The 16,055-nt window shown below is 74.5% G+C and carries 8 protein-coding genes and 1 pseudogene; 8 read left to right on the top strand and 1 reads right to left on the bottom strand.

The annotated features are described in order from the left end of the window. Nucleotides 1-75: 75 nt before the first annotated feature. Nucleotides 76-660: pseudogene (locus E4U92_RS36370) on the top strand (phosphatase PAP2 family protein); the annotation flags it as partial. Between the two features lie 204 nt (nt 661-864). Beyond that, nucleotides 865-2,328 carry an aldehyde dehydrogenase family protein gene (locus E4U92_RS36365; RefSeq protein ID WP_373311636.1) on the top strand — a complete coding sequence of 488 codons (1,464 nt, stop codon included), beginning with the start codon at nt 865-867 and terminating at the stop codon, nt 2,326-2,328. A gap of 79 nt (nt 2,329-2,407) precedes the next feature. Here the strand turns inward: E4U92_RS36365 and E4U92_RS30970 are convergent, their stop codons facing one another. Further along, nucleotides 2,408-5,305 (bottom strand): glycoside hydrolase family 3 protein, encoded by a 2,898-nt coding sequence (locus E4U92_RS30970; protein WP_137303760.1) that lies wholly within the window; start codon nt 5,303-5,305, stop codon nt 2,408-2,410. 360 nt (nt 5,306-5,665) lie between these two features. Between E4U92_RS30970 and E4U92_RS30960 the strand changes: the two genes are divergently transcribed. The 6 genes from E4U92_RS30960 (at nt 5,666) to E4U92_RS30930 (ending at nt 16,047) form a co-directional block, all read left to right on the top strand. Further along, nucleotides 5,666-7,369 carry an extracellular solute-binding protein gene (locus E4U92_RS30960; protein ID WP_137303941.1) on the top strand — a complete coding sequence of 568 codons (1,704 nt, stop codon included), beginning with the start codon at nt 5,666-5,668 and terminating at the stop codon, nt 7,367-7,369. 27 nt (nt 7,370-7,396) lie between these two features. Then, complete coding sequence (locus E4U92_RS30955; RefSeq protein ID WP_137303759.1) at nt 7,397-8,443, top strand: ABC transporter permease; 1,047 nt, start codon at nt 7,397-7,399, stop codon at nt 8,441-8,443. Continuing rightward, nucleotides 8,440-9,411: a carbohydrate ABC transporter permease gene (locus tag E4U92_RS30950; protein WP_137303758.1), complete on the top strand. Its 972-nt coding sequence runs from the start codon at nt 8,440-8,442 to the stop codon at nt 9,409-9,411. Before E4U92_RS30955 ends, E4U92_RS30950 begins: the two co-directional genes overlap by 4 nt. A gap of 278 nt (nt 9,412-9,689) precedes the next feature. Beyond that, nucleotides 9,690-11,882 carry a WD40/YVTN/BNR-like repeat-containing protein gene (locus E4U92_RS30940; protein WP_137303756.1) on the top strand — a complete coding sequence of 731 codons (2,193 nt, stop codon included), beginning with the start codon at nt 9,690-9,692 and terminating at the stop codon, nt 11,880-11,882. Continuing rightward, nucleotides 11,879-13,852, top strand: coding sequence for a beta-galactosidase (locus E4U92_RS30935; protein ID WP_137303755.1), 1,974 nt, complete (start codon nt 11,879-11,881; stop codon nt 13,850-13,852). Before E4U92_RS30940 ends, E4U92_RS30935 begins: the two co-directional genes overlap by 4 nt. Then, nucleotides 13,849-16,047 (top strand): glycosyl hydrolase family 95 catalytic domain-containing protein, encoded by a 2,199-nt coding sequence (locus tag E4U92_RS30930; RefSeq protein ID WP_137303754.1) that lies wholly within the window; start codon nt 13,849-13,851, stop codon nt 16,045-16,047. Before E4U92_RS30935 ends, E4U92_RS30930 begins: the two co-directional genes overlap by 4 nt. Nucleotides 16,048-16,055 lie beyond the last annotated feature (8 nt).

Here is a 16,055-nt window from a genome sequence, read left to right as displayed (position 1 = left end):
CACGCACCGCCCCCCATGGGGACCAGGGAGCCCGGCACCGTCCGGGCTCCTTTCCTTTTCTGACAGGCTGGCCCCATGTCCACCCCCGCTCCGCCCCGGCAGGCCGGCCGCGTCCCCGGGCGGACCCGGCCGTGGCCCCCGGCGCTGTCCGCCGTGCCCGCGCTGGTGTTCGCGCTGCTCACCTGGCAGGTCCTGGCCGACGGGCCGCTGCTGCGGACCGACGAGCGGGTCAGCCGGTGGCTGGTGCGGCCGGACCGGGCGGGGGAGCTGCTGTCCGACCTGGGCGACGTGCAGGTCGCCCTCCCGGTGCTGCTGGTCGTCGCCGCGTACGTGGCCCGGCGCGGGCGGGCGGCGGGCCTGGCGCGCTGGTGGCTGCCGCCCGTCGCGGCCCTGGTGTGCCTGGCGCTGGTGCCGCTCGTCGTGGTCCCCGTGAAGGACTGGACCGACCGGCCCGGGACCCCCGTCGAACCCCCCGCCACCGGGTACTTCCCCTCCGGCCACACCGCGACCGCGCTCCTGGCGTACGGCGGCGCCGTGCTGGTCCTGCTGCCCTGGCTGCGCTCCGGCCGGGCCCGCCGGGGAGCCGTCGCCGCGGGCGCGCTGCTCGTCCTCGGAGTGTCCTACGGGCTCGTCCGGCGGGGCTTCCACTGGCCGCTGGACGTCGTGGCGAGCTGGTGCCTGGGAGCGGTGCTGCTCGGGGCGCTGGGGAGGGTCGTGCGGCGGGCGCAGGCCGATCACGCCAAACCGGCGCACCCCGGCCCCGCACTGCTACGCCCCGGACAAACGTCCCCGCCCGGTGCCGCGCCTACCGTGGACCCCGAACGCCACAGCACATCCCCAATGCGGAAGGGCCGGGACTCGCACATGCCCCAGGAACCCGTCGTGGGCGCCGCCCACGCCTTCTGGCTCGCCGGCCGCCAGGCCACCGGCACGGACACCTTCGAGGTCACCTCGCCGTGGGACGGGCGGACCGTCGCCACCGTGAGCGTGCCCACGGACGCCCAGACCGAGGAGGCCGTGGCCGCCGCGTACGCCGTCCGCGAGGACTTCGCGGCCACCCCGGCCCACGTCCGGGCCGCCGCCCTGGACCACGTCAGCCGGCGGCTGGCCGAGCGCACCGAGGAGATCGCCCGGCTGATCTCCGCCGAGAACGGCAAGCCGATCAAGTGGGCCCGCGGTGAGGTCGGCCGCGCCGTCTCGGTGTTCCGCTTCGCCGCGGAGGAGGCCCGGCGCTTCAACGGCGGCGAGGCCCAGCGCCTGGACACCGACGCCGGCGGCCAGGGCCGCCTGGCGCTGACCCGCCGCTTCCCCAAGGGCGTCGTCCTCGGCATCGCGCCGTTCAACTTCCCGCTGAACCTGTGCGCCCACAAGGTCGCCCCGGCCATCGCCGCCGGCGCCCCGATCATCCTCAAGCCGGCGCCCGCCACCCCGCTGTCCGGGCTGATCCTCGGTGAGCTGCTGGCCGAGACCGACCTGCCCGCCGGCTCCTGGTCGATCCTCCCGGTCCCCAACGACCGGATGGCCGACCTCGTCCAGGACGAGCGCCTGCCGGTCATCTCCTTCACGGGCTCCGAGAAGGTCGGCTACGCGATCATGGACTCGGTGCCGCGCAAGCACTGCACGCTGGAGCTCGGCGGCAACGGCGCGGCCGTCGTCCTCGCCGACTACGCGAGCGACGCCGACCTGGACTGGGCCGCGACCCGCATCGCGACCTTCTCCAACTACCAGGGCGGCCAGTCCTGCATCTCCGTGCAGCGCGTGATCGCCGACGCCGCCGTGTACGACCGGCTGCTGCCGCGCATCGTCGCCGCCGTCGAGGCCCAGGTCACCGGTGACCCCGCCGACGACGCCACCGACGTCGGCCCGCTGGTCAGCGAGGACGCCGCCAAGCGCGTGGAGTCCTGGGTGAGCGAGGCCGTCGAGGCCGGCGCCCAGCTCCTCACCGGCGGCAAGCGCGACGGCGCCTCCTACGCGCCGACCGTCCTCACCGACGTGCCGGCCGGCACGACCCTGTCCTGCGAGGAGGTCTTCGGACCCGTCCTCACCGTGCAGAAGGTCGACGGCGAGGCCGAGGCGTTCGCCGCCGTCAACGACTCCAAGTACGGCCTCCAGGCGGGCGTGTTCACCCACGACCTCCAGGTCGCCTTCCGGGCCCACCGCGCCCTGGAGGTCGGCGGCGTGGTCATCGGCGACGTCCCGTCCTACCGCGCCGACCAGATGCCGTACGGCGGTGCCAAGCAGTCCGGTGTGGGCCGCGAGGGCGTGCGGTTCGCCATGGAGGACTACACCTACGAGCGCGTCCTGGTCCTGACCGGGCTCGCCCTGTAACCACCCCTCCCGGCCGACGGCCCGAGCCCGCTGTGCGGGGGCTCGGGCCGTCGTCGTGCCGGCCTGCCGCCCGCGCCGCTCAGCCCGAGAAGCCGAGGTGCGCCAGCCGCAGCGGGCCGCGCAGCGTCACGCGCAGGTCGTGCGTCCCGCCCGCGACGGGCAGCGGCGCCTCCACGGTGGAGTAGGCGTACGGCCCCGGGGTGCGGGGGGACTGAACGGTGGCGCGCGCGCCGCCCGCCGACAGCTCCACCGTGCCCGCGCCGCCCGCCAGTTCCAGCCGGACCGTGCGCACCCCGGTGCCGAAGTCGCAGGCCCGGTACAGCAGTTCGGCCGTACCGCCGGAGGCCGGGGTCACCGCGTCGCCGGAGACCTTCGTGCGGTCCACGAGCGCGGCCCCGGCGTGCTCGTCGAAGTCGGCGGCGGACAGGCCCCGTCGGAGCACCGGGCGGGGCGCCGCCGGCTCCCCGTCGAGCGTGACGGTGCCGCGCAGCCGGACGTCCTCGCAGGAGGCGCCCACGAGGACGTCGTGACGGCCGGGCTCCAGGCGCCAGTCGCCGCGCGCCACGTCCCAGAACGCCAACGCCCGCAGCGGCACGGCGAACTCGATCCGCCTCGTCTCCCCGGGCGCCAGCGTCACCCGGCGGTGGGCGAGGAGTTCGCGGCGCGGCCGGGGCACCGAGGGCTCCACCGCGCGCGCGTAGAGCTGGGCCACCTCGTCGGCCGCCGCGTGCCCCGCGTTGGTGAGCGTGAAGGACACCCGCAGCACGTCGTCCCCGACGGCGGTGACCAGGTCGGCGTAGGCGAAGGGCACGTACGACATGCCGTGGCCGAAGGGGAACAGCGGGGTGCCCTCGAAGTACCGGTACGTCTGGCGGCCGCCGATCACGTCGTAGTCGAGCAGGTCCGGCAGGTCGGCGTCGTCGGCGTACCAGGTCTGCGGCAGCCGGCCCGCGGGCGCGACGTCCCCGGCCAGCACCCGGGCCAGCGCCGTGCCGGCCGCCTGGCCGCCGTGCGCGGTCCACAGCGCGGCCGCGAGCCGCCCCGGCTCGAACGCGTACGGGTACGCCGACACCAGCACCAGGACCGTCCTCGGGTTCGCGGCCCGGGCCGCCTCCAGCAGCCGCTCCTGGTGCGCGGGCAGCCGCAGGGTCGTGCGGTCCTCGGTCTCCCGGCCGCGGATGTGCGGGTCGTTGCCCGCCACCACCACGACCACGTCGGCGTCCGCGGCGGCCCGGCGCACCGCGTCCGCCCCGCGCTCGGCGACGACGACCTCGAAGACCTCGGCGGTGTCAGCGGTCCCCGCCGTCCCCGCCGTCCCCGCCGTCCCTGGGGTCTCCGCGGTCTCCGCGGCGACCTTCACCCCGTCGGCGACGACCGAGACGGGACGCCCCGTTCCCAGGTGCCGCAGGAGGTGACCGGTCCCGTGCTCCCCCCGGTGTTCCAGCCGGAACGTCTCCTGGACGACCCAGCCGCCGGGCTGGTCGGCCGACGCGCGCACGTACCCGTCCTCGGCCACCGACAGGTAGCGGCCGTCGGGCGCGCGCAGTGTGAGGACCCCGTCGCCCCAGTCGACCAGCGCGAACTCGGTGCCGACGGCGTCCGTGGTCAGCGGCGGCAGGTCGGTGCGCCCCGCGAGCAGCGCCGGGTCCAGGGCGCCCTCGGCGCCCCGTGCCGTGCCGGGGGCCTCCGGGGCGGGCGGCACGTGCAGGAACGTCCCGGCGGACGTGCGCAGCCGGACCCGGTCCACGCCCTCCGCGAACCGCACGCGCTCCGCGCCGAACCGCTCGTACAGGCCCTCCAGCGGTGTCGAACGGTGGATCAGGGTGCCGCTGTACCAGTCGAGTTTGCACTCGTCGGCGAGCAGGCCGACCACCGCGAGCCGGGTGTCCGGGGCGAGCGGCAGCACCCCGTCGTTGCGCAGCAGCACCACCGCCTGCTCGGCCGCCTCCCGGGCGAGCTCGCGGTGCTCCGGGGTGTCGAAGGCGCCGGTGTGCGCGTGCGGGTCGTCCTGCGGGTCGAACTCGCCGAGGCGGAACCGTACGGAGAGCTGGCGGCGCACCGCCGTGTCGACGTCCGCCTGCGACAGCAGCCCCCGCTCCAGCGCCCCCCGGACCCGGGCCGCGATCAGCGAGCCGTCCGTGCCGTGGTCGGTGAAGCTGTCCACGCCGGCCACCAGCGCGGCGGCCGTCGCCTCCTCGTGGCTGTCGAAGTAGTGCTCGGAGTCCACCAGGTTGGAGGGCGCGCCCGCGTCCGAGCAGACCAGCAGCTCCTGGTCGGTCCAGGTCCGCAGGTGCTCGCGCAGGTACGGCGAGACGTGGTTGGGGCGCCCGTTGACCAGGTTGTACGCCGGCATCACCCCGGCCACCGCGCCCGCCTCGACCGTCGCGCGGAACGCCGGCAGGTCGTACTCGTGCAGCACCCGCGGGCGCACCGAGGACGAGGTGACGTCCCGGCCGGTCTCGTTGTTGTGCGCCAGCCAGTGCTTGAGCACCGGGGCCGTGCGCCAGTACACCGGGTGGTCGCCGCGCAGGCCCCGGGTGTAGGCGGCGGCGAGCGCCGAGGTCAGCTCCGGGTCCTCGGAGTAGCCCTCCTCGTTGCGGCCCCACAGCGGGTGGCGCAGCAGGTTGACCGTCGGCGACCAGACGTTCAGGCCCACCCGCCCGTCGCGGGCGCGCATCGCGCGGACCTCCCGGGACACCGCCTCGCCCACCCGGCGCACCAGCTCCGGGTTCCAGGTCGCGCCGAGCCCGACGGCCTGCGGGAACACCGTGGCGGGGCCCATCCAGGCCACCCCGTGCAGGGCCTCCTGGCCGGTGCGGAACGCGGCGACGCCCAGACGCTCCACGGCCGGGGCGAACTGGTGCAGGAAGGAGACCTTCTCGTCGAGAGTGAGCCGCGACAGCAGGTCGTCGACGCGCTTCGCGAACGGCAGCCGCGGATCGCGGAAGGGCGGGGTGGGCGGCGGGGATGCGGTCACGTGGCGTGTCCCTTTGCGCTGGAGCGGGGGAGGGCTTTCGAAGCGCTTCGATGCTCATTCGACGACCCCGCGGGTGTCAAGACGTCCGACGTCGCGGAGCGGCCGATCCCGCCCACAGCTCAAGCGGGGCATGCAGGCGGTCGACTAGCCGGCCCCGCCGAGGAATCTTGGGAGCGACCCTTGTGCGCCCTGCGGCCTTCACCTAACCTCGCAGCACATCGAAGCGCTTCGACTGCCTCGTCGCCGAGGCTCCCGCTCCGCGAAGGCCGCTTCCGCTCAGCCAGTTCCGCTCGAGACACCGCAGCCGACGGCCACCGCCGGGTGTCCTGGTGCGCCACGAAGGCACGAAGGGTTGACGCAATGACGCCGAACGCCGCTTCCTCCCCGTCCGGTCCCCCCGGGCCGAGCCGGCGGAAGTTCCTCGCCTCCACGGCGGTCGCCACCGCGGCCGTGGCCGGCGGGATGCCGCTGCTCGCCGCGTGCGGCGGCACGGACCACGGCTCGCGGGAGGGCACCACGTCGGGCAAGGACGCGAAGCGGCTGCTGCCGGCGTACGTGGCCAGCAACGTGGTCACGCCGGACATCCCCTCGAGGAACGGCTCGTCGATGGGGTTCACGGCCAAGCTCGACGTGGCCGGCCTGAAGACCTCGGTGCCGAGGAAGCTCGGCAAGGGCGGCAAGGTCACCGTCATGTCGCCGTTCTGGGGCTCGCCGCCCCGGCAGGACAACCCGTACTACACGGCGATGAACGACCTGACCGGCGTCGACGTCCAGTGGCGCAACCAGGACGGCAACACCTACGACCAGAAGCTCGGCGCGGTCCTCGCCTCCAGCGACGTGCCCGACGTGGTGGTCGTCCCCGGCTGGAACATGATGGGCAAGATACCCAGCGCCGTCATCAGCAAGTTCGCCGACCTCGGCCCCTACCTGTCCGGCGACAAGGTCAAGGAGTACCCGAACCTCGCGGCGGTCCCCACCGACGCCTGGCAGCGCTCCCTGTTCGGCGGCAAGCTCATGGGCCTGCCGATGCCGGCGTCGTACGTCACCAACATCGTTCCCCTGTACCGCCAGGACGTCTTCCAGCGCGAGGGCTACGAAGTCCCCACGTCACCGGACGAGTTCACCGCGCTGTGCAAGGACATCACCAACGCCAGGGCCAAGCGGTGGGCCTGCGGCGACATGAAGTGGACCGCGTTCAACATCTGGGGCGTCTTCCCCGGCTCGGACAAGCCGCTGTGGTGGAATCTCGTCGACGGCAAGCTGGTCAACCGGGTCGAGACCGACGCCTACCTGGAGGCCCTGGAGTGGACGCGCAAGCTGTTCGCCGCCGGGTACGTCCACCCCGACTTCAAGCTGGGCAAGAGCCAGGCCACCGACCCCGGCGCCAAGTTCGCCGCCGGTGAGTTCCTGATCTACAACAACGACATCTCGAGCTGGTACGGCCAGCGCGCCTCCCAGGCCACCCAGAACCCGGACTTCCGCATCTGGGGCATGGACCTCTTCGGCCCCGACGGCGGCGACCCCACCCTGCGGGCCGCGGAGCCCGCCGGCATCTTCGCCTTCGTCAACAAGAAGGCCCCCGAGTCCGTCGTCCGCGACGTGCTGGCCGTCGCCAACGTCACCGCGGCGCCGTACGGCACCAAGGAGTGGATGATGACCAACTACGGCGTCGAGGGCACCCACTACACGATCAAGAACGGCGTCCCCGTCAAGAACGACCGGGGCAACAACGAGGTCAACAACGCCTTCGTGATGATCGCGAGCCCCGCGTCGACCCTCGCCCACCCCGACTTCCCCGACATCACCGAGGGGCAGGTCACCTGGCAGCAGAAGATGGGCGGCTTCACCAGGAAGACCTCCTTCTGGGGGCTGCAGATCACCGAGCCCTCCCGCTACGCCAACCTGGCCAGCAACTTCGAGCAGCTCGAGGACGACATCGCGCGCGGCCACAAGAAGATCTCCGACATGCAGCAGGCCGTCTCCGACTGGAAGCGGCAGGGCGGCGACAAGCTGCGCGACTGGTACCGCAAGCTCCTCGACGAGAACGGCTCCGCGGCGAACTGACCGGGCCCCGAGGCAAGGAGAACCGCCGTGTCCCACAGCACGGTGCCTCGGAGCAGCGCCGAGGCCAGCCCGCCGGTGACCACCCCGGCGCAGTCCGGCGGCGCCGCCGGACCCACCGGCTCCACCTCGCGCAAGCGGGGCGCGGGCCGGGCGAGCCTGCGGCACCGGTTCCGGCGCGACCGCGTCCTGATCCTCATGACGCTGCCGGCCGTCGTGCTCGTCCTGGTCTTCGCCTACCTGCCGATCCTCGGCAACGTCGTCGCCTTCCAGGACTACGACCCCTACCTCAGCGACAACGGCGTCGTGTCGATCCTCCACAGCCCCTTCGTGGGCCTGGACAACTTCCGGCGGATGTTCGAGGACCCGGCCTTCTGGAACGCCGTCCAGAACACGCTGGTGCTGTTCGCCGTCCAGCTCCTGCTGTTCTTCCCCGTCCCGGTCCTGCTCGCGCTGCTCATCAACAGCGTGGTCCGGCCCCGGGTGCGGGCCGTCGCCCAGGCCGTGCTCTACCTGCCGCACTTCTTCTCGTGGGTGCTGGTCATCGCCGTCTTCCAGCAGATGTTCGGCGGCGCCGGGATGCTCTCCCAACTGCTGCGCCAGAACGGGTACGACGGCCTGGACATCATGACGAACCCGGGCACCTTCCCCTTCCTGCTCACCGCGCAGAGCGTGTGGAAGGACGCCGGGTGGGGGATCATCGTCTTCCTCGCCGCCCTGGCCTCGGTGCCGACCGACCTGTACGAGGCGGCCGCGATGGACGGCGCCGGGCGCTGGCGCCGCATGTGGCACGTCACGCTGCCCGCGCTGCGCCCGGTGATCGCCCTGCTGCTGGTGCTGCGCGTCGGTGACGCCCTGACCGTCGGGTTCGAGCAGATCCTGCTCCAGCGCGACGCCGTGGGCACCGACGCCGGAGAGGTCCTCGACACCTTCGTGTGGTGGAACGGCGTGCGCAACCAGGACTTCGGCTACGCGGCCGCCGCCGGCCTGGTCAAGGGCGTCGTCAGCATCGGACTGGTCCTCGCCGCGAACAAGGTGGCCCATCTCATGGGCGAGCAGGGGGTGTACAAGAAATGACCGCCGTCGTGGGCCCACCGGTCGACGAGCCGGTACGAGGGGGAGGCGGGGGAGGCGGGGACGGGCCGCGCCGCCGGGCCGCTCCCGCGCGTCCCGCGTGGGAGGAGGAGCCGTCCCCGGCCGGCCTCGCGGGCAAGGGCATCGCCCTGTCCCTCGCCTGCCTGGCGATCCTGTTCCCGCTGTGGATCGTCGTCGTCACCAGCCTGTCCTCGCGCCGGACCATCGACGAGGCGGGCGGGCTGGTGATGATCCCCAGGGGCCTCACCTTCATCGCCTACCGCGAGCTGCTCAGCGGCGGCCAGGTCACCCGGGCCGCGCTCGTCAGCGTCCTGGTCACCCTGGTCGGCACGCTGTTCTCGATGACGGTGTCCGTGCTGTGCGCGTACGGGCTGTCGCGGACCGGGTCGCTCGGGCACCGGTGGCTGCTGATGCTGCTGCTGGCGACGATGTTCTTCAGCGCCGGGCTGATCCCCACGTACCTGCTGGTGCAGAGCCTGGGACTGACGGACACCTACCTCGCGCTGATCCTGCCCAGCGCGGTGAGCGTGTTCAACATCCTCGTGCTGCGCGGGTTCTTCATGGGCATCTCGCCCGAACTCATCGACAGCGCGCGGATCGACGGCGCGGGCGACGTACGGATCCTGTGGCAGATCGTGATGCCGCTGTCCCGGGCGGTCCTCGCGGTGATCACGCTGTTCTACGCCGTCGGGTACTGGAGCGCGTGGTTCAACGCGTCGCTGTACCTCAACGACCAGGACATGATGCCGCTGCAGAACGTCATGATCCAGCTCGTGCAGAAGCAGGAGGCGCCGGTCGGGCTCAGCCAGGCGATCAGGACCGGCCAACTGTCGGGACTGGCCGTCCAGATGGCCGTCATGGTGATGGCGCTGCTGCCGGTGGCGGTGCTGTCGCCGTTCGTCCAGAAGCACTTCAGGAAGGGGATGCTGACCGGAGCGGTGAAGGGCTGACGCCCGGCACCGGGTCCGCGTCCGGCGCGGGTGCCTGGTGTCGTCGCCGGTCCACGGGCCGGTGGGGCTGGTCGCGCAGTTCCCCGCGCCCCTGGGGCCGGCCCGCCCGTGTCGGCCGCAGCAGCACCGCCCGCCGAGCCGCCGCCTTCCTGCCGAGCCGCGGGCAGTCGTGCCGCTGGGGCGGCACGGGCGGGCGCGGCGGCGCCCCGCAGCGCCGGGCTGCGCGTTCCACCCCCGGTCCCCCCCCACGTCCCCGCACACCCAGCGAGGTGCACCGCATGAACGCCCATTCCCCCTCCCGGCGCAGCCTCCTCGGCGGGGCCGCCGTGGCCGTCGCGGGCAGCGCCCTGCCCGGCCTCACCGGCAGCGCCCGCGCAGCGGAAAGCCCCGCCTACCGCTGGCGCACCGTGACCATCGGCGGCACCGGCTTCGTCACCGGCGTGCTCTTCCACCCCGCCGTGCCGGGCCTCGCCTACGCCCGCACCGACATCGGCGGCGCCTACCGCTGGGACGACCGCGCCGCCCACTGGACTCCGCTCACCGACCACCTCGGCTGGGACGACTGGAACCTCCTCGGCGTGGAGGCCCTCGCCGTCGACCCGGCCCACCCCGACCGGCTGTACCTGGCCCTCGGCACCTACGCCCAGCCCTGGGCCGGCAACGGAGCCGTCCTGCGCTCCGAGGACCGCGGCGCCACCTGGACCCGCACCGACCTCACCGTGAAGCTCGGCGCCAACGAGGACGGCCGGGGCACCGGCGAGCGGCTGCTGGTCGACCCGCGGGACAGCGACACCCTGTGGCTCGGCACCCGGCACGACGGCCTGCTGCGGTCCACCGACCGGGGAGCGACCTGGTCGTCCGTCGGCTCCTTCCCGGCCGCCCCCTCCGCGACCGGCCAGGGCGTCACCCTGCTGGTCGCGGCGGGCCGCGCCGTGTACGCCGGCTGGGGCGACTCCGACGGCAGCGCACCCGCCCTGTACCGCACCACCGACGGCACCGCCTGGGAGGCCGTCCCCGGTCAGCCCACGGGCCCCTCCGCCAGGGTGCCGGTCCGTGCCGCGTACGACCGGCACACCCGCGAGCTGTACGTCACCTACGCCGACGCCCCCGGCCCCAACGGCCAGTCGGACGGCAGCGTCCACAAGCTGGCCGTCGGCCCGGGCACGTGGACCGACGTCACCCCGGTCCGCCCGGACGGCGCCTCGGACACCTTCGGCTACGGCGGTGTCGCCGTGGACGCCCGCCGCCCCGGTACCGCCGTCGTCTCCACCAACAACCGCTGGGCGGCGGTCGACACCCTGTACCGCACCACCGACGGCGGGCGCACCTGGACCTCCCTGAAGGACACCGCCGTCCTCGACGTCTCCGAGACGCCGTACCTCACCTGGGGCGAGGAGCGGCCCAAGTTCGGCTGGTGGATCCAGACGGTCGCGGTCGACCCGTACGACTCCCGGCACGTCCTCTACGGCACCGGCGCCACCCTGTACGGCACCCGCGACCTGCGGCACTGGGCGCCGCGGATCCGCGGCCTGGAGGAGTCGTCGGTACGGCACCTGGTCTCGCCGCCGACGGGCCGGGCGCACCTGCTCAGCGGGCTCGGGGACGTCGGCGTGATGTACCACGACCGGCTCACCGCGTCCCCCTCGCGCGGGATGGCCACGAACCCGGTGTTCGGCACCGTGACCGGACTCGCGCTGGCCGCGGCCCGGCCGTCGTACGTCGTGCGCACGGGCTGGGGCGACCACGGCAACGGCGCCCTGTCGCGCGACGGGGGCCGCACCTGGCAGCCCTTCGCCACGCAGCCCGCGCTCGCCGAGGACGCGCCGGGGCCGGTCGCCGTGAGCGCCGACGCCGGCGTCCTGCTGTGGACGTTCGTCCACGGGGACGGCACCAAGTACCCCGCCCACCGCTCCGCCGACGACGGCGCCACCTGGTCCGAGGTGCCCACCTTCCCCAAGGGCGCCACCCCGGTCGCCGACCCCGTCGACCCGGCGGTCTTCCACGCGTACGACACCGACACGGGCACCCTGTACGCGAGCACCGACGGCGGGCGCACCTTCACCGCCCGCGCCACCGGACTGCCCTCCAGGGACAGCCAGTTCGAGCTGGTCGCGACGCCGGGACGGTCAGGCGACCTGTGGCTGAGCGCCAAGGAGGACGGCCTGCACCACTCCATCGACGGCGGCGCGACCTTCACCCGGGTGGCCGGCTGCCGGGCCGCGTACGCCCTCGGCTTCGGCCGGCCCGCGCCCGGCGCCGCCCACCCGGCGCTCTACCTGGTGGGCGCGCCGACCGGCCCGCCGACCGGCGTGCACCGCTCCGACGACGGCGGCCGGACCTGGGTCCGGATCAACGACGACGCCCACCAGTGGGGCTGGACCGGCGAGACCGTCACCGGCGACCCGCGCGTGTACGGCCGCGTCTACCTCGCCACCAACGGGCGCGGCATCCAGTACGGGGAGCCGGTGTGAGGCCCGGCCTCGACGCCGTGACCCGCGGGCGGATCCTGTTCGGCGGCGACTACAACCCCGAGCAGTGGCCCGAGGAGACCTGGCACGAGGACGTCCGGCTGATGCGGCGGGCCCGGGTCACCTCCGTCACCCTCGGGGTCTTCTCCTGGTCGACGATCGAACCCGAGCCGGGGGCACGAGAGTTCACCTGGCTCGACACGCTGATGGACCTGATGCACGACCACGGCATCGGCGTCGTCCTCGCCACCCCCACCGCCTCGCCCCCGCCGTGGCTGGGCCGGCTGCACCCCGACACGCTGCCCCGGGACGCCGACGGCCGCACCGAGTGGTGGGGCGGCCGCCAGCACTTCTCCCACTCCAGCGCCACCTACCGCCGCTACGCCGCCGCGATCACCGAGGACCTGGCCGCCCGCTACGCCGGCCACCCGGCCCTCACCCTGTGGCACATCAACAACGAGTACTGCACGTACGACTACGGCGACGAGGCGGCCGCCGCCTTCCGCCGCTGGCTGCGCGCGCGGTACGGCACCCTCGACGCCCTCAACACCGCCTGGGGCACGGCCTTCTGGAGCCAGGGCTACGACACCTGGGACGGCATCCTGCCCCCGCGCCGCGCCCACTACCTCACCAACCCGGCCCAGGTGCTGGACTTCCGCCGCTTCACCTCCGACATGCTCCTGGAGTGCTTCCGCGCCGAGCGGGACATCGTGCGCCGGCACACCCCGCACCTCCCGGTCACCACCAACTTCATGCCGCTGTGGAGCGGGCAGGACGCCTGGCGCTGGGCGGGGGAGGAGGACGTCGTCTCCGTCGACCTCTACCCCGACCCGCGCGACCCGCTCGGCGCCCAGCACGGCGCGCTGGTGCAGGACATGACCCGCTCCCAGGCCGGGGGCGGCCCCTGGATGCTCATGGAACAGGCGGCCGGATCCGTCAACTGGCGCGGGGTCAACCACCCCAAGCCCCGGGGCCTGAACCGCCTGTGGTCCCTGCAGGCGGTGGCCCGCGGCGCCGACGCGATCCACTACTTCCAGTGGCGCCAGTCCCGCCAGGGCGCCGAGAAGTTCCACTCCGGCATGGTCGGTCACGCGGGGGAGCGCGGCCGCACCTTCCAGGAGGTGGTGGAGCTCGGCGCCGACCTCGCCCGCATCGGACCGGAGGTGGCCGGCGGCCGGGTCGGTGCCGACATCGCCGTCCTGCACGACTGGGACGCCTGGTGGGCGAGCGCCCAGGACGGGCGCCCCTCCGCCCGCGTCGACCTGCCGGACGTCCTGCACGCCTGGCACCGCGCCCTGTGGCAGGCCCACCTCACCACCGACTTCGCCCACCCCGAGCACGACCTCGGCGGCTACCGGCTCGTCGTCGTCCCCCAGCTCTACGCCCTGACCGACACGGCGGCCGACCGCCTCCTCGCCTACGTCCGCGACGGCGGCACCCTGGTCAGCGGGTTCCTCACGGGCGTCGCCGACCAGGACGACCGCATCCGCGAGGGCGGCATGGACGCCCGGCTGCGCGCCCTGTTCGGCATCCGCACGCTGCACGAGTGGTGGCCGCTGGAGGCGGGGGAGACGGCCCCCTGCGACGGTTTCGACGGCACCCTGTGGTCGGAGGAGATCGAGCCCGACGACACGGTCGACGAGACGATCCCCTACCGGGGCGGCGAACTCGACGGGCTGCCCGCCGTGCTGCGCCGGGGCCGCGCCTGGTACCTCTCCACCCTCCCCGAGCTGGACGCCCTGCGCGCCCTGCTGGCCGGCATCGCCGCCGCCGCCGGGGTCCGGCCCGTCCTGGCCGGGCTCCCGGCGGACGTCGAGGCCGTGCGCCGGGGCGACCTGCTGTTCCTGCTCCACCACGGGCGCGAGCCGGTCGTCGTCGACGTCCCCGGCACCCACCACGACCTGCTGACCGGCACCACGCACACGGACCGCGTGCCCCTCGGCCGCTACGGAGCGGCGGTGCTGCGGTCATGAGCGCCGGCCCCGTCCACGGCACCTGGGAACCCGGGCCCGCCGCCCGCTGGGAGGGCGCCTTCCTCACCGGCAACGGCCACCACGGCGCCCTGGTGTCCGGTCACCCGGACGCCGACCGGGTCACCGTCACCCAGCACACCCTCGTCCGCCCCAACGGCACGGAGCACGCCGGACCGCCGCAGCTCGCCGACCGGCTCCCCGCCCTGCAGGACCGGTTGCTGGCCGGTGACACGCGGGCCGCCGAGGACTTCACCGACGGACGCCCGCTGCAGTGGGTGCAGCCCTTCCACCCCGCCGTCCGCATCCACCTGGACCGGACCGTGCCCGAGCCCCGGCCCGCCTACCGGCGCCGCGTCGACTTCGCCACCGGGGTCGTCGAGGCGACCTGCGGCGACTGGCGCAGCCGGGTCTTCGTCTCCCGCGCCGACGACGTGGTCGTCCAGTACGTCACCGCGCCGGGCCCCTCCCTCACCCTCTCCCTCGACCACCGCCTGCCCGGCGTCCCGCCCGGCCTGGGCGTCGGCCAGGGCACCGTCCTCACCCCCGAGGGCGCGGTGCTGAGCCTGCGGGCCGGCTACCCGGGCGGCGACCGCGCCTACACCGGCGTCACCGTCGCCGCCGTCACGGGCGGCACGACCGCCCTCGGCCCGCGCGGCGTGCGCGTCGAGCACGCCGACGCCGTCCTGCTGCTCACCCGCGTCCACCGGCACACCGGCGACCTGGACGTCACCGCCGAGTCCCGCACCCTGCGCGACCTGGCGCGCGAACCGTACGACGACCTGCTGGAGCGGCACCTCGCCCGGCACCGCACCGCCTACCGCCGCGTCACCCTGGACCTGCGCGCCGACCCCGCCGAACGGGCGCTGCCCGGCAGCGAGTTGCTGAAGCGACCGGGCAGCCGGGCCCTGCTGGAGCGGCTCTTCGCGGCCGGCCGCTACCACCTGCTGTCCTCCTCCGGCGTCCTGCCGCCCCGCCTGACCGGCCTGTGGACCGGCGAGTGGACCACCGCCTGGTCGGGCGCGTTCACCCTGGACGCCAACCTGGGCCTGCAGACCGCCGGTGCCGCGGCCGCCGACCTGCCCGAGGTCACCGAGGCCCTGGCCGCCCTGGTCCGGCGCCAGTTGCCCGACTGGCGGGACAACGCCCGCGCGGTCTTCGGCGCCCGCGGCGCCGTCGCCCCCGCCCACACCGACGGCGAGTCGGGCCACTGCGTCCACTTCAGCCGCGAGTACCCCCTGCACCTGTGGACCGCGGGCGCCGACTGGCTGCTCAAGCCGCTCGTCGACCACGACGACACCCGGGGCGCACGCGACCCCGGCACGGCCGCCGCGCTCGCCGAAGTCGCCACGTTCTACGAGGACTTCCTCACCCGCATCGACGCCGCCGGACACCTCGTCGTGGTGCCGTCCTACTCCCCGGAGAACCGGCCCGCGAACGCGAGCTGGGGCACGCTCGACGCGGCCATGGACCTCTCGGCGGCCCGCCACGCCCTGCGCACGGCCGCGGCCTACCACCCCGGCACCCCGGACGCCGACCGCTGGCGCGCCCTCGCCGACCGGCTCCCGGCGCACCGGGTCAACGCCGACGGCGCCCTCGCCGAATGGGCCCGCCCGGACCTGGCGGACTCCTACGACCACCGCCACCTCAGCCACCTCTACGGCGTCTGGCCGCTCGACGAGATCACCCCCTACGACACCCCCGGCCCGGCCGCCGCCGCCCACCGGGCGCTGGAGCTGCGGGGCACGGAGAACGACTCCGCGCACGGCCACCTCCACCGCGCCCTGGTCGCGGCCCGCCTCCGGGACGCCCCGCGCGTCGCCCGGGCGCTCACCGCGGTGCTGGAGGGCGACTTCTTCCACGCGTCCCTGATGAGCGCCCACTACCCGGACCGCGACGTCTACAACGCCGACGCCGCGCACACCCTGCCCACGGTGCTCGTCGAGGCGCTGGTCCAGTCGACCCCCGACCGGCTGGTCCTGCTCCCCGCGCCGCCCCCGGCCCTCCGGCAGGGCGAACTGCGCGGCGTGCGCACCCGGTTCGGAGCGCGGATCGACCTCATCTGGGCGCCCGGGGGCGCCACGGCCGTCGTCCGCCCGACGCGCACCGTACGCGTCGACCTCAGGACCCCCTCCGGTGCCGGGCCGCTCGACCTGGTCGCCGGAGAGGACCGCGTCGTCCGTCTGGAGGCGCGGTGAACCCCCTC

The organism is Streptomyces galbus, assembly GCF_005280195.1.
Classification (GTDB): domain Bacteria; phylum Actinomycetota; class Actinomycetes; order Streptomycetales; family Streptomycetaceae; genus Streptomyces; species Streptomyces galbus.
The sequence above is the reverse complement of the archived record's forward strand: the minus strand, read 5'-3'. Positions and strand labels throughout refer to the sequence as shown.